Source organism: Nocardia sp. IFM 10818, from assembly GCF_054655275.1.
On the sequence record NZ_BAAHJH010000001.1, the window covers coordinates 4040198 to 4057991 of the forward strand.

At 68.2% G+C, this 17794-nt stretch carries 22 protein-coding genes; 14 read left to right on the forward strand and 8 right to left on the reverse strand.

Annotated elements, in window-relative coordinates; genetic code table 11:
- The first annotated feature begins 52 nt into the window (after positions 1-52).
- The 5 genes from fabG1 to ACYQ5L_RS18415 all read left to right on the forward strand — a co-directional run bounded on the left by fabG1 (position 53) and on the right by ACYQ5L_RS18415 (position 4421).
- Positions 53-772: a 3-oxoacyl-ACP reductase FabG1 gene (fabG1, locus tag ACYQ5L_RS18395; protein ID WP_379199007.1), complete on the forward strand. Its 720-nt coding sequence runs from the start codon at positions 53-55 to the stop codon at positions 770-772.
- 59 nt (positions 773-831) lie between these two features.
- A complete protein-coding gene (inhA, locus tag ACYQ5L_RS18400; RefSeq protein WP_459958922.1) occupies positions 832-1686 on the forward strand; it encodes an NADH-dependent enoyl-ACP reductase InhA in 855 nt (284 codons plus the stop codon).
- Between the two features lie 18 nt (positions 1687-1704).
- Entirely contained in the window at positions 1705-2763 is a 1059-nt protein-coding gene (locus ACYQ5L_RS18405; RefSeq protein ID WP_459958923.1) for a ferrochelatase, read from the forward strand.
- Positions 2764-2972: 209 nt separating this feature from the next.
- Complete coding sequence (locus ACYQ5L_RS18410) at positions 2973-3158, forward strand: hypothetical protein (RefSeq protein WP_459958924.1); 186 nt, start codon at positions 2973-2975, stop codon at positions 3156-3158.
- A gap of 114 nt (positions 3159-3272) precedes the next feature.
- Positions 3273-4421, forward strand: a complete 1149-nt coding sequence (locus ACYQ5L_RS18415) for a serpin family protein (RefSeq protein WP_459958925.1) — start codon at positions 3273-3275, stop codon at positions 4419-4421.
- Here ACYQ5L_RS18415 and ACYQ5L_RS18420 read toward each other — a convergent pair.
- Positions 4418-5407: a GlxA family transcriptional regulator gene (locus ACYQ5L_RS18420; RefSeq protein WP_459958926.1), complete on the reverse strand. Its 990-nt coding sequence runs from the start codon at positions 5405-5407 to the stop codon at positions 4418-4420. The two genes, ACYQ5L_RS18415 and ACYQ5L_RS18420, sit on opposite strands and share 4 nt — an antisense overlap.
- Before the next feature lie 109 nt (positions 5408-5516).
- On the opposite strand from ACYQ5L_RS18420, the gene ACYQ5L_RS18425 reads away from it, so the two are divergent.
- Positions 5517-6131 carry a hypothetical protein gene (locus ACYQ5L_RS18425; protein WP_459958927.1) on the forward strand — a complete coding sequence of 205 codons (615 nt, stop codon included), beginning with the start codon at positions 5517-5519 and terminating at the stop codon, positions 6129-6131.
- 2 nt (positions 6132-6133) lie between these two features.
- Here ACYQ5L_RS18425 and ACYQ5L_RS18430 read toward each other — a convergent pair whose 3' ends face one another.
- A complete protein-coding gene (locus ACYQ5L_RS18430; RefSeq protein WP_459958928.1) occupies positions 6134-6715 on the reverse strand; it encodes a putative glycolipid-binding domain-containing protein in 582 nt (193 codons plus the stop codon).
- Positions 6716-6826: 111 nt separating this feature from the next.
- Here ACYQ5L_RS18430 and ACYQ5L_RS18435 point away from each other — a divergent pair, with 111 nt between their 5' ends.
- Positions 6827-7483, forward strand: coding sequence for a hypothetical protein (locus ACYQ5L_RS18435; RefSeq protein WP_459958929.1), 657 nt, complete (start codon positions 6827-6829; stop codon positions 7481-7483).
- Between the two features lie 81 nt (positions 7484-7564).
- Positions 7565-7807: a hypothetical protein gene (locus tag ACYQ5L_RS18440; RefSeq protein ID WP_459958930.1), complete on the forward strand. Its 243-nt coding sequence runs from the start codon at positions 7565-7567 to the stop codon at positions 7805-7807.
- Positions 7808-7816: 9 nt separating this feature from the next.
- Here the strand turns inward: ACYQ5L_RS18440 and ACYQ5L_RS18445 are convergent, their stop codons facing one another.
- Both ACYQ5L_RS18445 and ACYQ5L_RS18450 read right to left on the reverse strand, forming a co-directional pair.
- Positions 7817-8509, reverse strand: coding sequence for a hypothetical protein (locus tag ACYQ5L_RS18445; protein WP_459958931.1), 693 nt, complete (start codon positions 8507-8509; stop codon positions 7817-7819).
- Between the two features lie 330 nt (positions 8510-8839).
- Positions 8840-9982, reverse strand: coding sequence for an acyl-CoA dehydrogenase family protein (locus tag ACYQ5L_RS18450; RefSeq protein ID WP_459958932.1), 1143 nt, complete (start codon positions 9980-9982; stop codon positions 8840-8842).
- Between the two features lie 75 nt (positions 9983-10057).
- Here ACYQ5L_RS18450 and ACYQ5L_RS18455 point away from each other — a divergent pair, with 75 nt between their 5' ends.
- The 4 genes from ACYQ5L_RS18455 to ACYQ5L_RS18470 all read left to right on the forward strand — a co-directional run bounded on the left by ACYQ5L_RS18455 (position 10058) and on the right by ACYQ5L_RS18470 (position 13635).
- Entirely contained in the window at positions 10058-10651 is a 594-nt protein-coding gene (locus tag ACYQ5L_RS18455) for a TetR family transcriptional regulator (RefSeq protein ID WP_459958933.1), read from the forward strand.
- A 107-nt stretch (positions 10652-10758) separates the two neighbouring features.
- A complete protein-coding gene (locus ACYQ5L_RS18460) occupies positions 10759-12231 on the forward strand; it encodes an FAD-binding oxidoreductase (RefSeq protein ID WP_459958934.1) in 1473 nt (490 codons plus the stop codon).
- A 61-nt stretch (positions 12232-12292) separates the two neighbouring features.
- Complete coding sequence (locus ACYQ5L_RS18465) at positions 12293-12790, forward strand: pyridoxamine 5'-phosphate oxidase family protein (protein WP_459958935.1); 498 nt, start codon at positions 12293-12295, stop codon at positions 12788-12790.
- 74 nt (positions 12791-12864) lie between these two features.
- A complete protein-coding gene (locus ACYQ5L_RS18470) occupies positions 12865-13635 on the forward strand; it encodes a helix-turn-helix domain-containing protein (RefSeq protein WP_459958936.1) in 771 nt (256 codons plus the stop codon).
- Between the two features lie 4 nt (positions 13636-13639).
- On the opposite strand, the gene ACYQ5L_RS18475 is transcribed toward ACYQ5L_RS18470, so the two are convergent.
- From ACYQ5L_RS18475 to ACYQ5L_RS18485, 3 genes are all read right to left on the reverse strand, one after another.
- On the reverse strand, positions 13640-14032 hold the full coding sequence (locus ACYQ5L_RS18475; RefSeq protein WP_459958937.1) for a VOC family protein: 393 nt from the start codon (positions 14030-14032) through the stop codon (positions 13640-13642).
- Positions 14029-14337 carry an IS110 family transposase gene (locus ACYQ5L_RS18480; RefSeq protein WP_459958938.1) on the reverse strand — a complete coding sequence of 103 codons (309 nt, stop codon included), beginning with the start codon at positions 14335-14337 and terminating at the stop codon, positions 14029-14031. Before ACYQ5L_RS18480 ends, ACYQ5L_RS18475 begins: the two co-directional genes overlap by 4 nt.
- Before the next feature lie 290 nt (positions 14338-14627).
- The gene (locus ACYQ5L_RS18485; RefSeq protein ID WP_459958939.1) at positions 14628-15200 is read right to left on the reverse strand and encodes a TetR/AcrR family transcriptional regulator; all 573 of its coding nucleotides are present in this window, start codon (positions 15198-15200) and stop codon (positions 14628-14630) included.
- A 147-nt stretch (positions 15201-15347) separates the two neighbouring features.
- Between ACYQ5L_RS18485 and ACYQ5L_RS18490 the strand changes: the two genes are divergently transcribed.
- Both ACYQ5L_RS18490 and ACYQ5L_RS18495 read left to right on the forward strand, forming a co-directional pair.
- The gene (locus ACYQ5L_RS18490) at positions 15348-16064 is read left to right on the forward strand and encodes an NADPH-dependent F420 reductase (RefSeq protein WP_459958940.1); all 717 of its coding nucleotides are present in this window, start codon (positions 15348-15350) and stop codon (positions 16062-16064) included.
- A 42-nt stretch (positions 16065-16106) separates the two neighbouring features.
- Positions 16107-16508 carry a VOC family protein gene (locus ACYQ5L_RS18495; RefSeq protein ID WP_459958941.1) on the forward strand — a complete coding sequence of 134 codons (402 nt, stop codon included), beginning with the start codon at positions 16107-16109 and terminating at the stop codon, positions 16506-16508.
- Between the two features lie 149 nt (positions 16509-16657).
- Here the strand turns inward: ACYQ5L_RS18495 and ACYQ5L_RS18500 are convergent, their stop codons facing one another.
- A complete protein-coding gene (locus tag ACYQ5L_RS18500) occupies positions 16658-17620 on the reverse strand; it encodes an alpha/beta fold hydrolase (protein WP_459958942.1) in 963 nt (320 codons plus the stop codon).
- Positions 17621-17794 lie beyond the last annotated feature (174 nt).

A 17794-nucleotide genomic window follows, 5' to 3' on the forward strand; every position in this document is an offset into this window, starting at 1 on the left:
TAAATCGGTACCGCGCGCCGAGTCCCGAACACGAACAGATAGGTTTGCCTCTATGTCGAACATCACACCCCGGTCGGTACTGGTGACCGGCGGAAACCGCGGCATCGGCCTCGCGGTTGCCCAGCGCCTGCTCGCCGACGGGCACAAGGTGGCGGTCACGCACCGCGGTTCGGGTGCGCCCGAGGGCCTGCTCGCGGTGAAATGCGATGTGACCGACTCGGAGTCGGTCGATCAGGCGTTCGCCGAGGTCGAAGCCAAGCAGGGTCCGGTCGAAGTGGTTGTCGCCAATGCCGGCATCGTGGCCAACACGCTGCTCATGCGCATGAGCGAGGACCAGTTCTCGGATGTCATCGACGCCAACCTGACCGGCGCCTGGCGGGTCGCCAAGCGCGCGAATCGCGCCATGCTGCGGGCCAAGTGGGGTCGCATCATCTTCCTCGGCTCGGTCGTCGGCCAGGGCGGTGCGCCGGGCCAGGTCAACTACGCGGCCTCCAAGGCCGGACTGGTCGGTATGGCCCGCGCCATCACCCGTGAGATCGGTTCCCGCAACATCACCGCGAATGTGGTGGCGCCCGGCCTCATCGACACGGACATGACCCGCGAGGAAATGACCGACGAGATGAAGGAATTCGCGCTCAAGGTCATCCCGGCCGGTCGCATGGGCCAGGCCGAGGAGGTCGCCGCGGCCATCAGCTTCCTGGCCTCCGACGACGCCGCCTACATCTCCGGCGCCATCATCCCGGTCGACGGCGGAATGGGTATGGGCCACTGAGCTAGCACACCAATTCCATAGGCCACCACAACTTCTGAACGAGGAGAACCGACCAACCCATGGGTGGATTGCTCGAAGGCAAGACCGTACTCATCACCGGCATCATCACCGACTCGTCCATTGCCTTCCACGCTGCCGCCAAGGCACAGGAGCAGGGCGCGAAGGTCCTGATCACCGGAATTCCGGAGCGACTGCGGCTGATCGACCGGATCGCCAAGCGCCTGCCGCAGGAGGTTCCCCCCGCCATCGGCCTCGACGTCACCAGCGAAGAGGATCTGGCGGCCCTGCCGGAGAAGCTGCGTGAGCTCGCGCCCGAGGGCGTGGACGGCGTGTTGCACTCCATCGCCTTCGCCCCGCGCACCCTCATGGGCCCCGAGGCCCGCCCGTTCCTGGAGGGCCCGGGTCCCGATGCCGCCAAGGCTTTCGAGATCTCGGCGTGGAGCTACGCCTCGCTGGCCCGGGCCGTGCTGCCGGTCATGAACGAGGGCGGCTCCATCGTGGGCATGGACTTCGATCCGCGCACCGCCATGCCGTACTACAACTGGATGGGCGTGGCCAAGGCCGCGCTGGAGTCGGTGAACCGCTATGTGGCGCGGGAAGTGGGCGAGGCCAAGAAGATTCGCTCCAACCTCATTGCCGCCGGCCCCATCAAGACCCTGGCCGCCAAGGCCATCGCCGGCACCGCCACCGATGACGCCAAGCAGCTGAACATGCTGAACACCTACTGGGACGGCGCCTCCCCGATCGGCTGGGACGTGGACGACCCGACCGTGGTCGCCAAGTCGGTGTGCGCGCTGCTGTCGGACTGGCTGCCCGGCACCACCGGTTCCATCATCTACGTCGACGGCGGCGCCAGCCACAACACCTGGTTCCCCGCGGACGGCTTCGCCGCCAACGGGTCCGCCGCTCACTGATTTCGAAGGAGTTCTGTCGTGGCCGCCGTCGAGCAGGTGGAAGCGCTGCTACTGCTGTCTTTCGGCGGCCCTGAACGCCCCGAGGACGTGATGCCGTTCCTGGAGAACGTCACTCGCGGCCGCGGCATACCCCCCGAGCGCCTCGCCGAAGTCGCCGAGCACTATCTGCACTTCGGCGGGGTGTCTCCGATCAACGCCCTCAATCTCGACATCATCAAGGCCATCGAGGCCGAATTCGCTTCGCGCGACATCGATCTGCCGGTGTACTTCGGCAACCGCAACTGGCATCCCATGGTCGAGGCCACCGTCGAGCGGATGCGCGCCGACGGAATCCGTTCCGCCCTGGTGTTTCCCACCTCCGCGTGGGGCGGCTACTCCGGCTGCAAGCAGTACCACGAGGACATCGCCCGAGCCCGCGCCGCGGTCGCCGACGCCCCCGATCTGGTGAAACTGCGCCAGTTCTTCGATCATCCGCTGTTCATCGACGCCTTCGCCGACGCCATCCGCGCCGCCGTCGCCGAGATCCCCGAGGATCGCCGGGATCGCGTCCGCCTCGTCTTCACCGCCCATTCCATCCCGATCTCGGCCGACAATGCCTCCGGCCCACCGGAAGTCACCGGCCTCTACAGCGCTCAGGTCGCCGAGGCGGCCCGATTGTGCGCCGCCGCAACCGGTTTCGACGACTACGACGTGGTCTGGCAGTCGCGCTCCGGCCCGCCCCAGATTCCGTGGCTGGCGCCCGACATCGTCGATCACCTCGACGCCCTGCACGAACAGGGTGTCGACGCGGTGGTGGTGTGCCCCGTCGGCTTCGTCTCCGACCACCTGGAAGTCATCTGGGATCTGGACAACGAAGCCAAGGAGCGCGCCGCCGAGCACGGCATGGCCTTCGCCCGCGCCGCCACTCCCGGTCCGGACCCGCGCTTCGCCCGCATGGTCGCCGATCTCGTCGAGGAGTACCGCAAGGGCGGCACCCCCCTCCGCCTGAGCGCCACCACCAGCCTCGGTTGCACGGTCAACGGGACCCCGTGCGTCGTCGGTTGCTGCGAACTCCCCGCCCGCCCCGTGCGGTCCTGATCGCCGGCCCGGGAGAACCTGGCGTTCACGACCGGGCCGCTGCCTTATTGGGCATCTGACCTGCTAATTGTGTCCGGGGTGTTGACATGGTCGCGGTACCGGACCACGATTTCCTGTGCACCGTTGTCTGAACGGTTGCTGTGAGAGTTCCGTTGGTGGTTCATGTGCCCGCTCAGGCCGGGCCGAATCGAATCGGTACGGAGGTTTCGATGTCACAGCGCAGCAAGGCCAAGTCCAAGGGCGGCAAACACGCCGCCGGCCGCCGCGATCAGGTCGGTCAATCCATCCGGGGCCAGCAGTCGATGCCGGGCCAGCAGTCCATGGAACGCGAGGAGCAGCTGGTCGCGGCCGGGTCCGGTATGGCGGGCAGGCACAACAAGAAGTCCGCGAGGTAGCAGCCGCAGACCTTGTCTCCCAACGCGGTTCGGTGATCGGCCCGGCGTCCGCCGGGCCGATCACGCGCGTCCGGCGGCCGATGCGCCACAGGAGCGGGTCTATCGTTGATTGCCATGGACGCGACCACGGTCAGCGCGGCGGTCCGCGCATCGAACGACCTGACGGCCCGCTGGTGCGGCACCCTGCGGGCGGATGCGAATGCCGTCCTGTCCGGTGCCGGATTGTGGCCGTTGCTCGCGCTGCTGGCCTCGGCCGCCGACGATCCCGCGAAGTCCGAATTGACCGCCGCGATCGGCAGACCCGCCCGCACGTCCCAGGCCGAGGCCGTCGAACTGCTCGACATCATCGACAATGCCGACGCCGCCTCGGCCGCCCTCGCCCTGTGGCTGCGCCCGGGTCTCACCCTCGCCGATCCCGCCTGGTCCGCCGCCCTGCCCGCGGGCACGGTGGAAACCCTGACCGGCCAGGCCCGGGTCGACTCCTGGGTAGCCGAGCACACCCGGGGCCTCATCGAGCAACTCCCCTTGCAGCTCAGCGCCGAAGACATGCTCGTCCTGGCCACGGCCCTCGCCGTCAAGACCCGCTGGACCAAATTCTTCGAACCGACCCGACACACCACCACCGGCCCCTGGTCGGGCCACCGCAACTGGCTCACCCGCACCACCCCCGACCTCGACGCGGTCACCATCCTCAACGGCGAAAAGCCCGTCACCCGCGTAGTCGTCGCCGGCCGTGACGACATCGACGTACACCTCCTGCTCGGCACCCCGGACTCGCCACCCGGCAGCATCCTCGAACAGGGCGTAGCCGCCCTCATCGGCGCGACCCCGATGAACACCGCCGCCACCCTGCCCGTGGGCGCGGAAGGCAACGGCTTCGTCATCCGCAGCGTCGACGGAGCCAAGGACACCCTCCGACTCACCCTGCCCCCATTCAAGATTCGCGCCGCGCACGACCTGCTGGCCCACGCCGATCTCTTCGGTCTGCAAGCAGCCTCCACCCCGCGCATCGGCCAGTTCCCCACCCTCGACAAGAACCTGTTCGTCAGCGCGGGCTCCCAAGACGTGCTCGCCGAATTCTCCGCCGAGGGTTTCGAAGCCGCCGCCGTCACCGCCTTCGCCATGCAGGTCGCCGCCCTGCTGCACCCACCCGGCACCAGGTCCCGGCGCCTGGAACTCACCCTCGACCGCCCCTTCGCCTTCCTCGCTGTCCATCGCGCCACCGGCCTTGTGCTCGTGGCAGGTTGGATCGCCGAACCCTAGAGATCCACGGCTTTGCCCGCACGCGTGCGGCGGGAGGCGGTGGCGCGGTAGTGGGTGGGGGAGACGTCGTAGTGGCGGAGGAAGGCTTGGCGGAGGGATTCGGGGGTGCCGAAGCCGCAGCGGGTGGCTACCAAAGCTACGGGGGTGTCGGTGGTGGCCAGGAGGTGGGCGGCGGCTTCGACGCGGGCGCGGCGGACGTAGCGGCCGGGGGTGGAGTTCAGGTGCTGGACGAACAGGCGGGTGAGGTGGCGGTCGCTGACGCCCTCGCGGGTGGCGAGGGCGGTGGTGGAGAGGTTGTCGGAGAGGTGGGCGGCTATGTGGGTGGCGACTTTTCGGACGAGGGCGTGGTCGGGGTGGGGGGCGGCGGTGTAGATGCTCATCTGGGCCTGGTTGCCGGGGCGCTGGAGGTAGGTGACCAGGCCGCGGGCTACGGCGCGGGAGAGATCGGGGCCGTGGTCCTCTTCGATGAAGTCGAGCATGAGGTCCAGGGCGCTGGTCATGCCCGCGGCGGTGGCGATATCGCCGTCGCGGATGTAGATGGGGTTGGGGTCGACAGTGATGCGCGGGTGGCGGGCGGCCAGGTCGTCGGCGGCGATCCAGTGGGTGGTGGCGCGTTTGCCGTCCAGCAGGCCGGTGGCGGCGAGCAGGGTGGCGCCGGTGCACACCGAGGAGATGCGGCGGGTGACGGCGGCGAGGCGGCGGATGTGGGCGATGAGGCGGGAATCATCCGCTGCCGCTTGATGTCCCAGGCCGCCGGCGATGATCAGGGTGTCCAGCGGGCCGGTGAGGCGCTCCAGGGGGAGTTCGCCATGGAGGCGCAGGCCGGAGTCGCAGGTGATGGGGCGGCCGCCGGGGGTGACGAGGTGGACTCGGTAGGGCGGGCTGCCGCCGAGGCGGTTGGCGCCGTTGAGGGTCGACGTGATGCAGGCGATGTCCAGGAGTTCTGTGCCGTCATAGCCGATGACGGCGACGGCGCGCTCCTGCATGAGGTTCACGATACGGGGATCGGTGTCTGTTCGGACTGATATCCCAAGAAAACGGACATCGGTGGCGGTCGGGATCGAGCGGTCGGCTCGGATGCCGGACGCTGGGGTCATGCGGGTCGATGGCATGGATGTGAGGGATCTCGAGATGGACCGGAATCTGCGGACGGGACCGGCGCATCGGAGGGCGAGAGAATTGGTTTCGGCTGCGGCGCATCGCTGGCCGAGCCTGCTGGCGCTGGTCTTGGCCGTGCTGATCTGGCCGACCGGCGCGGAGTCCACCGTGCGGGTGCTGGCCGCGATCCTGTTGCTCATGCCGTTGATCTACCTGCTCACCGCCGCCGTCGGTCGGCGAGCTGCCACCTGGCCGGTATTCGGTGCGGTGGGAGTGGTTTTCGTGCTCAGTGGCTTGCAGGACCGGCTTCCCGCGTTCGTGGTGCCGGTGGCGCTGGCCGTCCTGGTGTGCGGATGGGCAGCCGTCACAGGACGATTCGATCGCTCGTTCCTGATTCCCGTGCTCGGCATGATCGCCTTCGGAGCCATCGCGATCTCCGCTCAGTACGCCGACCTGAGCGTCGCGCGCTATCTGGTGGCCGGCGGCTGGATCGCGCACGGCCTCTGGGATTTCGCACACCATCGCGCCGATCGGACGGTGGCGCGGTCGTTCGCAGAGTTCTGCGGCGTGGTCGACGTCCTCGTCGGCGGCGTGCTGTTCCTCGTCGCCTGAGCTCAGACCGCACGGACCGCGATCTCCGGATAGCTGACGACCAATCCGGAGCGGTCGTAGACCAGCCGCGCCCGGAAATCGAAGGCGGGGGAGACATAGTCGTAGCACTGCTGCCCGTGATGGTCCTCGATGCGGGTGTAGTGCTGCTCCAGCCGGCCCACCGACAGATCCGCGGCCCGGACATAGGCCGCGGGCGCCTCGGCCCCCGCCCCGACCCCGAGCTCCAGCCGGTGCACCGGGAACGCATTGGTCAGCGCCGAGGATTCCAGATCCACATCGACGCAGCCATCCAGCCGGGGCGCCTTGTCGCCGTTCACCATCCAGTGCCCGTCCCCATCGGCCTCCAGCAGCGCGGTGCGCCGCCCGAACCCGGAGCGCCCGCGCACCAGCGCCGCGCGGGTGACCCAGTGCGCGTCCAGACTCAGCTCGTATTCGACGAACCACGTGCGGTCGTCGTCCACGGCGGTCGTGCAGCCGTGGATGTGATACCCGTTCTCGGCCCGGCGGAAATAGGCGACCTCGAATCCCGTGCGCGCGCCCAGATGCGACCAGGCGGCGGTCGGCGGCACCGCGGCGAACGGCATGACGTCCTCCTTCCCGGATCGGTCCCGTCCATTCTCGCCCACCCGGTGCGGTCGGTATGTGCCGATGCAGCGGCTAACATCGCGGGGCACAACAATTCCGACAGGAGTCACATGTCCACGCCAGGCGGCGAATCACCGTCGTTGCACGAACCTTCACGGCCACCCCTTCCGCCGCTCCAGCCGTATTCGGTCCCGTTCCCGGAGCCGCCGCGCCGACCGGCCGCCGCGCGCGGCACCGCGCTCACCGCGGGCGCCGCGGTCCTGGCGGTCGCGGGCATCGCCGGGGCGCTCGTCTACTACAGCAAGTACTCGGGCGAGCAGGACACGGTGGCCGATCAGCAGACCACCATCACCCAACTGCGCCAGCAGATCTCGGACACCGAGAAGACCGAGAACCGCGAGGCGACCGCCATGCGCGCCGCCTGCGACTTCATGACGACCCTCACCACCTACGACGCCGGCAATCTCGACGCGTACGTCACGGCCGTCCTGAACGGCTCCACCGGTACGTGGAATCAGGACTTCGCCAACAACAGCGGACCCATGCGCGAGGCGATGTCCATCGCCCAATCCCGCAGCAACCCGCTGGAAACGAATTGCGCGCTGCAGTCGCTGGAAGCGCAGACCGCGAAGGTGCTGGTGGTCGTGAAGCAGTCCACGACGGTCATCGACGTCCCCGACCCGCACGTCTTCACCGCACCCACGCTGGTGACCCTGCAGGAGCAGTCCGACGGCCGCTGGCTGGTCAGCGCGACCCAGCCGCTGTGATGCCGTGAGCGAACCGGGCGATCCACACCGGATCGTCCACTCGCCGCGCGCATGTGATCTTCGAAATGTAATCTCCGGCGGGTGAACAGAGCGACGAACACCCCCGTCCGGCGCAGCCAGTCGGCCCCCGCCCGCGCCCCTCGCGCCGCTGCCGCCCCCAAGCGCATGCTCGGCCGTCCCGATGTCTTCGTCTGGCTGCCCGTCGCGGCTCTCCTCGAGGCCGCCTGGATATTCATGCTCGTCGCCGGCTCCTTACCGGTGACCCTCGGCCTGGTCGCCGCCGCCGTCGTGCTGGTGCTCGTCGACTGCTGGTTCAACCGCTGAAAACCCCTGTCACTTCAATACGTTGATCGCGCGGGCGATGACCAGACTCATGGTGATCAGTGAAATCCCCGACTGAATCATCATGAGAAACTTCGCCCACCGCGACATCGGCATCACATCGGTGGGACTGAACGCCGCCGCATTCGTGAACGACAAATACAGATAGTCCGGAAACTGCGGCTCCCACTCCGGATCCGCCGCCGCCGGACTCTGCATCTGCACGAACAGGAAATCCGGATACTGCTTGCGGGCATGTGCCCGCGCCGCCGGCTCGCCCCGATCGAATTCCCAATAGGCGAGCCCGAACACCAGCACATTCGTCAACCAGATCGCCCCACCCGAAACCAGCAGCCCCGCAGCGTCATTGCTGACCGACCCGTCGACGAGCCCGATCACCAGCCGGTCCACCGACCACGCCACCGCCACACTCAGCACCGCGGTCAGAAACAGGCTGGCCCGCCGTAGCCACACCTCCTCCCGATCGATGCGGAACGGGCTGGCCGCGATCAACACCAGCATGAGCGCCAGCCCCAGCCCCGGAATCAGCAACCGCGGCCCCAAGGTGAACTGACTCGGCAGGTAATACTGAATCAGAATGATCGCCACCACCGCCGCCGTGGCCGCCCACCGCGATTCCCCCGCGGTCCTGCGCGCCCAAGCCGGAACCTGATCATCACTCGCCTGCTCGCCGGAACCGGTCACGCCAGCAGTATCACCCGCCGGCGGCCTGCACCCGGCGAGCGACGCAAGACGATCTCCCGTCGATTGGTGTGCGGCAGCGCTATCGGGTGGGAAAGCGCGGCGTCAGCCAGTTCGTGACGTAGGTCAGAACCTCGGGCGCGATGGTGGTTTCGATGGTCGGGTATTCGCTCGGTTTACCGGTCTGTGTTGGTTGCATGAGGTGGTTGAGGCCGGGGAAGACCCGGACGGCGGTGGGTGCGGCCCCATCCTGCCAGCACCCGAACGGAGGTAGCGACAGCGCTACCTTCCGCGTGGGCCCAGCGGTCGTGCCGTCCTACCGACGGTTCGGCATCAGCTGCTGGCCAGTGAGCGGGCGATGACCAGGCGCTGGATCTGGTTGGTGCCCTCGAAGATCTGGGTGATCTTGGCTTCGCGCATGTAGCGCTCGACGGGGAAGTCCATGGTGTAGCCGGCGCCGCCGAAGATCTGGACGGCGTCGGTGGTGACCTTCATGGCGGCGTCGGTGGCAACGAGTTTGGCGACGCTGGCCTGGCGGGAGTAGGGGAGGCCGGCGTCGCGGCGGCGGGCGGCGTCGAGGTAGGTGGCGCGGGCGGAGTCGACGGCGGCGGCCATATCGGCGAGGACGAAGCCGAGGCCCTGGTGGTCGATGATGGGGCGGCCGAAGGCTTCTCGGTCCTTGGCGTAGGCGACGGCGTCGTCGAGGGCGCGCTGGGCGATGCCGGTGGCCACGGCGGCGATGCCGAGGCGGCCGGAGTCCAGGGCGCTGAAGGCGATGGGGAGGCCCTGGCCTGCGGCGCCGATGCGGCGGTCGGCGGGGAGGAAAGCGTCGTCGTAGGCGGCCGTGGTGGTGGGGACGGCGCGCAGGCCCATCTTCTCCTCGGGTTTGCCGAAGGTGAGGCCGGGGGTGTCGGCGGGGACCAGGAAGCAGGAGATGCCGCGCGAGCCTTCGCCGGTGCGGGCGAAGAGGGTGTAGTAGTCGGCCTTGCCGCCATTGGTGATCCAGGCCTTGGTGCCGGTGATGCGGTAGCCGCCGTCGGCCGCGGTGGCGCGGCAGCGCAGGGCGGCGGCGTCGGAGCCGGCGTGCGCCTCGGAGAGGCTGTAGGCGCCGATCAGGTTGCCGGAGAGCATATCCGGCAGCCACTGCGCCTTCTGCTCGTCGGTGCCGTAGGCGAACAGCGGGTGGCAGGACAGGCTGTGCACGCTCACCGCGACCGCGACGGCGGCCCAGCGGGCGCCGAGTTCCTCGAGCACCTGGAGATACACCTCGTAGGGCTGGCCGCCGCCGCCGAACTCCTCCGGGTACGGCAGGCTCAGCAGCCCGGCCGCGCCGAGCGCCCGGAAGGCCTCGTCCGGGTAGCGCTGCTGCTTCTCGAACTCGACGACATTCGGTTCCAGGACCTTGTCGGCGATATCGCGGGTGAGCTCGATGAGGTCGCGGGCCTCGGTGGTCGGGAGCAGACGATCGACGGGCATGGTCATCACAGTACGACCGGCACCCAATTGCGTGCAAGGCAGCACGGAATTTTCTCGGTTGGGTACACTGACCTCGTGGTTTCCACCCTACCCCCTAATAAGCATCAGGAGAAGAGCCTGCGGACGCGGGCGCTGCTGCTGGATGCCGCCATCGACAGCCTCGCGGAGGTCGGGTACGCCAGCGCCTCGATCGCGGACATCACCGCGCGGGCGGGGGTGACGCGCGGGGCGCAGCTGCATCACTTCCATACCCGGCAGGAGTTGTTCGCGCAGACCATCGAGCATCTGACCGAGCGGCAGCGGGAGGCGCTGCAGCGGCGGGTGCGCTGGCTGGGGTCGGTCTCGGCGGGGGAGACGCTGGTGGAGTTCGTGACCGCGCCGTTCGCGGGGAAGCTGGGCAAGGCGGCGGTCGAGCTGTACGTCGGGATCGCCAATGATCGCGAGCTGCGGCGGAATATGCTGCGGGTGCAGCACGATCTGACCGAGGAACTGCTGGATGCGTGTGCGGAGCGGATCGAGGTGGACCGGGAGCGGCTGGAGTCGGCGTTCTGGCTGACCATCAACCTGGTGCGCGGCGCCACCCTCGACGAGATGGTGGGGCGGGATCGGCTGCGCCGCAAGCAGGTTCTGTCGGACTGGGCGCGACTGGCCGACTCCTGGCTGGCCTGAAGCCTTGACAACGCGCGCCGTCCGCGCGATACCGGACTGTCGGAGTTCGGGTTGCGGTGGGGCATGGTGCGAGTGACGCCGGGTATTGCCTCGGGGGAGGCGGCGCTATGGGCATCAGTCGGCGAAACCTGCTGCGGGCGACCGGATTGGGGGTCGGCTGCGCGGTGCTGGGCGCGGGTACGGAACTATCCGCGGATTCGCCTGGCGCGCAGCCGGACTGGGCAGCGCTGCGGAATCGGCTGGCGGGCGGATTGGCACTGCCGTCCGACTCCGATTACGCGACCGCGAAACTGGCGTTCAACACGGCCTTCGACGACCGCCGACCGGCGGCGATCGCGCGCTGCGCCACCGCGTCGGATGTGCAGGCATGCGTCGAGGCGGCGGCCCGGTCGACGCTGCCGATCGCCGCTCGCAGCGGCGGGCACTGCTATGCCGGTTACTCCACGCCCGACAATGGGCTCATCGCCGATCTCGGACCGATGGCGAGCATCGAGGTCCGCCCGGACGGCACCGCCGTCATCGGCGCGGGCGCCCGGCTGATCGAGGTCTACACGGGCCTGGCGAACGCGGGCCGCTGCCTGCCCGGCGGCTCGTGCCCCACCGTCGGCATTGCCGGGCTCACCCTCGGCGGCGGTCTCGGCGTCCTCACCGGCAAGTACGGATTGACCTGCGACACCCTGATTTCGGCGCAGATCGTCACCGCCGACGGCGTGCTGCGCACCGCGTCCGCGGAGTCGGAACCCGATCTGTTCTGGGCCCTGCGCGGCGGTGGCGGCGGCAACTTCGGCATTGTCACCTCGTTCACCTTCCGCACCGCCGAAGCGCCGCGACCGGTCGTCTTCCAGGCGCAATTCCCGGCCGGATCGCTCACCGAGGTCCTGGCCGCGTGGCAATCCTTCACCGCCTCGGCCCCCGACGAATTCTGGTCCACCCTCGGCACCTCCGCGGGCAGCCCGCCCACCTGCCGGATCAACGGCTGTCACGTCGGCACCGAGGCCGACGCGAATACGCTGCTGGACAAGCTGATCGCCGCCACCGGCGCCCAGCCCACCGCCCGGTATTCGATCGCCATGGATTATCTGCAGGCCATGCGATATTTCGCCGGCTGCACGAACTACTCGGCAGCGCAATGCCGCCCGAGTTGGAACGACACCGGCGTCCTACCCCGCGAATCCTTCACGGCGGGCTCCCGCGTCCTGACCGCCGCGCTGCCGGACCCGAGCCGCCTCACGGCGCTGCTCACGGACCGTGAAGGACTGGACGTCCTGTTCGACAGCCTCACCGGCGCGCCCGCCCGAATCGCCGCCGCCGACACCGCCTTCCCGCATCGCGGCGCGCTGGCCACGGTGCAGATCTACGTCGGTGCGGCGACCCCGCAGGCTCGGGCGACGGTCGCCGAGGTCCGCACGGGCCTCGGCGATCTGGCCGGCAATACCGCCTACGTCAACTACATCGAGGCGGATCTCCCCGACTGGGCGGCGGCCTACTACGGTGCGAACGCGCCGCGTCTGCGCCGCATCGCCCAGCGCTACGATCCGGACGCCGTCTTCACCTTCGCCCAATCGGCCACCGAGATCTGACCCGGCACAGTGCGCAATTTCGGTCAAGCAGCCGGTCTGGGCCCCGCAGTACGGTCGATTCATGACGTACTGGACCGAGTTCGAAAAAGCCGCGCCGCGTATTTCGACGATCTTCACGCGACGCCATGCCGCCGCCAAGAATCTGTGCATGCTCGCGACGCTGCGGGCCGACGGGTCCCCCCGGATCAGCCCCATGGAACCGCTGTTCTTCGAGGAGCACCTGGTGCTGATCGGCATGCCCGGCACCACCAAGTTCAAGGACCTGGAACGCGATGCGCGCTTCTGCCTGCACACCGCCACCATGGACACCATGGTCGGCGACGGTGACGCCAAGCTGTTCGGCGTCGTCCGCGATCTGCGGGATCCGGCACTGCACCAGCGCTTCGCGGAGGACTTCTTCGAGAAGAGCGGCATGGATTTCCGCGGGAAGCCCTTCGACCACTACTTCGTCGCCGACATCACCGGCGGCTCGTCGGTGGAGGTGATCGACGGCAAGTATCTGGAGATCACCATCTGGAAGCCGGGGCAGCCCGAGCGCGTGGTACGCAAGGAAGAATGAGCGACAGCCCGCGACGGCACACTGTGCATGATTGCATCGAGTGCAATCATGCACAGTGTGCGCACGTGCGCGATATGCCGAACAAAGCCGATTCCAACGCTTTCCGTCAGGTCGGTAGGGAAAACGGCTCGCGCAGCGTCGATGTCCATCCGCCGTCCGGCTATCGCGAACGCCCCTCCGAGGTCCCGGGCGCGGTGGTGTGGACCCGCGACTTCGCCCTCGACGCCACCACCGCGGTCCTGCCCGACGGCTGCATGGATCTACTGTGGATCGACGGCGCGCTCCGGGTGGCCGGCCCCGACACCCGCGCCTACCACCCGGCGGTCGGTCCCGCCGTCCGCATCTCGGGCCTGCGCTTCTACCCCGGCACCGCTCCGGCGCTGCTCGGCGTCCCCGCCCACGAACTCCGCGACACCCGAGCCGACCTGGCCGACGTCCTCACCCCGGCCCACGCCCGGCACGCGACAGACCTGATCGCCCGCGCCGAGGACCCCATGCACGGCCTGGAATCCGTCGCACACTGGCTGGCCGCCGACACCGACCCCGCCGACCCGATGCTCGCGCACATAGTCACCCGTCTGCGCGCCGGCGCCTCCGTCGCCGCCACCGCCGACCTCCTCGGCCTCGGCCCCCGCCGCCTGCACCGCATGTCCCTCGCGGCCTTCGGCTACGGCCCCAAAACCCTGGCCCGCATCCTGCGCATGCAACGCGCCCTGGCCCTGGCCCGCGCAGGCACACCACTCGCCGAAACGGCGGCCCGCACCGGCTACGCCGACCAGGCCCACCTGTCCCGCGAGATCCGCGACTTCGCCGGCATGCCCATCAGCCGCCTGCTCGGCCCCTGACCGATCAGCCCAGCGCCGCGAACAAATCCACGCTGTTCCCATCCGGATCCAGAACCGTCGCATACCGCTGCCCCCAGAACGCATCGAACGGCTTCAACTCCGCGCGATACCCGGCCCCCACCAACTCCTCGAACTTCGCATCGACCCCCCGCGGATCCGCACACTGAAAAGCCAGCCCGATCCGCCCACCCCCGCGCCCCGCACTCCATTCCGGATGGAACGACCGAATGGTCTCCTCCGTATCGAACGCCAACCGCATCCCCCCGCCCACCTGCGCCTCCACATGGGGCTCCCCGGCGGCCCCCTCCCCGAACTCCACCCCGAGCCGCTCATAGAACCCAATGGCCGCAGCCATATCGCAGACAACAATGCCAATCACATTCAGTTGCACAGTCATACTCGAACCGTAGGAGCGAAAGCACACCCCTGTCTTGAAGAAATCGGACGCCGAGGGGTCGGCTGACGGCCGCTGTCCCGTAGATCACGCGCATCGCCACCACCCACGATCAGATGGTCGCGGCGCGCACCCAAACCCCGTAGCCTGCCCCAGGTTTCATCGACCGGCTCGGGCATATGACACCGCAACTGCGCGGTGAGCCGCGCGATCAGCACCGCATCCTTGTCGTCGGCTTTGTTGCTGGTCAGGTCCTCCGCGCGGCGCGACCAGGCAGTCATCGCCGGTTGCACGCACACGAACGACATACCGCGGTCCGCAGCCACTGCCCAGCACCCGCCAGCGATGACCCGTTGGTTCACACGCCACGCTCGTTCCGGCAAAGCCCGCTCGGGCGGCATGGTCACCGGCCCGCGATGGGACACCAAGCCCGACAAGCGCATCAGGAGGACGTTCCCCACGTCCAGACACCCGAAGCACAGAACGTCCTTCCACGCCGCTGGCCGCGCGGATCGAGTCGGCTGAGCCGCAGCCGCCGAATACACCGAACTGCCGAGTTCGGCGCGTTTCCGGGGGCACGGCCCGGCAAGGGACCGGGCTAGGCCGTGGCACGGTAGGCGCGGGTGAGGATGGCTTCGACTTGTTCGCGGTCGGGTGGTGCGGCGGTGGTCATGCCGCGCACGGTCAGGCCGCTGGCGACCGCGGCCAGGGTTTGCCCGGTGAGCGGATCGGTATAGCGGGCAAAGGAATCGATGCTGGTCTGCATGTTGCGCTCGGCGAGCGGGCGCAGCGCGTCGTCACGCATGGCGGCGGTGTAGAGCTCGAACTCCATCGCCGTCTGGTCGCGAAAGACGGTGTACGCCTTCACCAGTTCCTCGGCCAACGCGGGAATCAACTCCTCGATGCTGGTGAACCCCTGCGCCTCGTGGAATTCATCGACATAGGCGGCGAAACGGTCCGCGGCCCGCTGTAGCGCGGCGTGCACGATGTCGTCGAGGGTCTTGAAGTAGTAGGTCGTCGCGCCGAGGGTGACACCGGATTTCTCGGCGACCGCGCGGTGGGTGAGCCCGGACAGCCCGCGTTCGACGAGGACTTCCTCGGCCGCGGTGATGACCTCCTCGCGGCGACGTTGGGGATCGCGCCGGCGACGCGTAGTTGTTTTCTCGACCATCCCTGCATCCTCTTGCAATCGTCCAGCTATCGGCGCATGACGTCCGTCACATTATGATACACGAGTATCGATACAAATGTACCTTTACTGATGCATCAAAGACGATCGCCACTCCGGCGACGGACACAGCCCACGAAGGAGAGGCACATGAAGATCGCAGTGCTGGGAACCGGCGCCGGTGGCCGCGCCCACGCGGGTGCGCTCGCCGCGCTGGACCATGAGGTGGTCATCGGCACCCGCGACCCGCAGGCCACCCTGGCCCGCACCGAGGGCGACCCGATGATCGGGCTACCGCCGTTCCGCGACTGGTACGCCGAGCACGCCGACATTCCGCTGTTGACCTTCGCCGACGCGGCGGCCCACGGCGAGCTGGTGATCAACGGCATCGACGGCCGCAGCGCCGTCGCCGCCCTCACCCCGCTGCGAAAGCAGTTGGCGGGCAAGGTCCTCATCGACTACGGCGTGCCGATGGTCTACAACCCCGGCTACCAGCACCCGTGGCCCGCGCCGTGGGGAGAGATGCCCGGCCTGGACCCCGTCGAGAGCGACAGCCTCGGCGAACAGATCCAGCGCGCCCTGCCCGATACCCAGGTCGTCAAGAGTTTCGTCACCCAGGTACAGGACGTGGTCGTCGACCCCGAGAGCGTCGGCGGCGGCGACCATCTCATCTTCGTCTCCGGCGAGGACCCGGCCGCCAAACAGGCCGTCACGCACCTGCTGCAGGAGTACGGCTGGACTCAGATCCTCGACCTCGGCGGCATCGCCAGCTCCCGCGCCCAGGAGATGTACTCCCACCTCCACACCGCCATCGGCCTGGCCCTCGGCGACCTCATGGCCCACTGGGGCCTCAAAATCGTCCGCTGACCGGCGGATTCCATCGCTCGACCCCTCGAAAGGAGCTCGATCATGACCGGCTACCCCATCACGTTCGTGGACCACGTCTACGCGCCCGGCGATATGCCGAAGATCAAGGAGTTCTACACGAAGGCCTTCGGATGGAAGATCGACTACGACACCAAGGGCTACGTGATCATGGTGTCGGACTCGGGCATGAAACTCGGTCTGTACCAGATCGATCAGGCCAAGGAAGACTGGGTCGCCGCGGGCGGCAAGAACGAATACGTGCCCGGCAAACCGGTGCTCTACATCGACACCGACGACATCGATGCCACGCTGGCGAAGCTGAAGGACCTGGGCGCGACGATCGTCCTGGACAAAGACCCGGTTCCCGGCATCGGCTTCTGGGCACTCGTCGACGACCCGTGCGGCACCCGCTTCGCCCTTCAACAGATCGCCCGATCCCACTGAACACCCCCGATGCGGGTGGACGCCAGCGAATCTCGCGGCGTCCACCCACACCGCCGCCAACGCACACGGAAGCATCGACCCGACGCACTGCCTTGCCGCTTACAAAGGCTGTTCGGACCGGCCGGGCTGCGGTCCGGCCGAACGGACCATCAGTCGAGTGTGGCGATCCATTCCGTGACGACCCTGACGTAGAGTTCGGGCTCGGGCTCGTGCATGGTGTGGGGGGCGTCGAGCGGGGTGTAGGTCACCGGTTGGCCTGTGGTTTCGAGCAGGCGGCGGGCTTGCTGGGCCTGGATGTCGGTCATCGCGCCCATGAGTTGACCGGTAGTGGGGTCGATCATGTGGAAATGGTGGGTCAGCAAGGCCGGGACCTTGTTCTGCGCCAGCATGGTGGCGTGGTCGCAGCCGGCGTTCGCGGCGTCGGTGACCCACGCCTGGGCCCACTCGGGGTCGTACTCCTTCAGATGCTGCACGGGGGTGGCCGATGCGTTACCGGTATCGTCGCCCATCATGAATCCGATTCCGGGGTGCAGGAATTCGGGTAGTTCACGCGGTGCGGCCTCGATCATGCCCTTCCAGTTGCCGATCGACCATTGCGGGCCGAGCCACTTGGCCCACAGCGCGAAGATCGGACCGAGGGTTTGCGCCATGCCCGGCCCGTAGGGTGGGGTCGCCTGTGCGGAGAACAGTGGCGGATCTTCCAGGATGGCGCCCCGGATCAGGCCGGGTTTGGCGTAGGCGGCCAGGTAGGCGGTGATCACGCCGCCGGAAGAATTACCCGCCACCACAGTCGGCTTGCCGATAACGACGTCGATGAACCGTTCGACGTCGCCGGCCCAGGTGTTGAGGGTGTATCGGCCCGGCGTCCAGGTCGAGCGCCCTTGTCCGCGCAGGTCGATCGCGTAGACCCGGAATCGGTCGGTCAGCAGTCCGATGGCGTTCTCGTATCCCCACCAGGATTCACCCTGGGCGGGGATCAGCAGCAGCGGCGGCGCGGCCGGGTCGCCCTCGGCGACGTAGTTCATGCGGATCTCGCCGAGATCCACGGTGTGCTCGTCGAACTTGTGCGCGACGAAGAGGTCGGCGTGATCGGCGGCTTCGATAATGCTCATGATCGTCGATCCTTTCCTGGGCGGGCGGACCGGCAGTTGAACAGCCTCCACGCTAGTGGTGCCGGCCGACTGCTGGTGATCGTCTGTGAAACCACCGTAGGAACCAGCTAGGGCCGATTTTGTCCTAAGTTCCGTCGCGGGTTGTGTCGCGCGCGCCACAACCTCAACGCACTC

Coding starts and splice junctions, on each gene's coding strand:
- fabG1 (WP_379199007.1), top strand. CDS start 53: ATGTCGAACATCACACCCCGGTCGGTACTGGTGACCGGCGGAAACCGC.
- inhA (WP_459958922.1), top strand. CDS start 832: ATGGGTGGATTGCTCGAAGGCAAGACCGTACTCATCACCGGCATCATC.
- ACYQ5L_RS18410 (WP_459958924.1), top strand. CDS start 2,973: ATGTCACAGCGCAGCAAGGCCAAGTCCAAGGGCGGCAAACACGCCGCC.
- ACYQ5L_RS18415 (WP_459958925.1), top strand. CDS start 3,273: ATGGACGCGACCACGGTCAGCGCGGCGGTCCGCGCATCGAACGACCTG.
- ACYQ5L_RS18420 (WP_459958926.1), bottom strand. CDS start 5,407: ATGCAGGAGCGCGCCGTCGCCGTCATCGGCTATGACGGCACAGAACTC.
- ACYQ5L_RS18425 (WP_459958927.1), top strand. CDS start 5,517: ATGCGGGTCGATGGCATGGATGTGAGGGATCTCGAGATGGACCGGAAT.
- ACYQ5L_RS18430 (WP_459958928.1), bottom strand. CDS start 6,715: ATGCCGTTCGCCGCGGTGCCGCCGACCGCCGCCTGGTCGCATCTGGGC.
- ACYQ5L_RS18435 (WP_459958929.1), top strand. CDS start 6,827: ATGTCCACGCCAGGCGGCGAATCACCGTCGTTGCACGAACCTTCACGG.
- ACYQ5L_RS18450 (WP_459958932.1), bottom strand. CDS start 9,982: ATGCCCGTCGATCGTCTGCTCCCGACCACCGAGGCCCGCGACCTCATC.
- ACYQ5L_RS18460 (WP_459958934.1), top strand. CDS start 10,759: ATGGGCATCAGTCGGCGAAACCTGCTGCGGGCGACCGGATTGGGGGTC.
- ACYQ5L_RS18465 (WP_459958935.1), top strand. CDS start 12,293: ATGACGTACTGGACCGAGTTCGAAAAAGCCGCGCCGCGTATTTCGACG.
- ACYQ5L_RS18470 (WP_459958936.1), top strand. CDS start 12,865: ATGCCGAACAAAGCCGATTCCAACGCTTTCCGTCAGGTCGGTAGGGAA.
- ACYQ5L_RS18475 (WP_459958937.1), bottom strand. CDS start 14,032: ATGACTGTGCAACTGAATGTGATTGGCATTGTTGTCTGCGATATGGCT.
- ACYQ5L_RS18480 (WP_459958938.1), bottom strand. CDS start 14,337: ATGTCGTTCGTGTGCGTGCAACCGGCGATGACTGCCTGGTCGCGCCGC.
- ACYQ5L_RS18485 (WP_459958939.1), bottom strand. CDS start 15,200: ATGGTCGAGAAAACAACTACGCGTCGCCGGCGCGATCCCCAACGTCGC.
- ACYQ5L_RS18490 (WP_459958940.1), top strand. CDS start 15,348: ATGAAGATCGCAGTGCTGGGAACCGGCGCCGGTGGCCGCGCCCACGCG.
- ACYQ5L_RS18495 (WP_459958941.1), top strand. CDS start 16,107: ATGACCGGCTACCCCATCACGTTCGTGGACCACGTCTACGCGCCCGGC.
- ACYQ5L_RS18500 (WP_459958942.1), bottom strand. CDS start 17,620: ATGAGCATTATCGAAGCCGCCGATCACGCCGACCTCTTCGTCGCGCAC.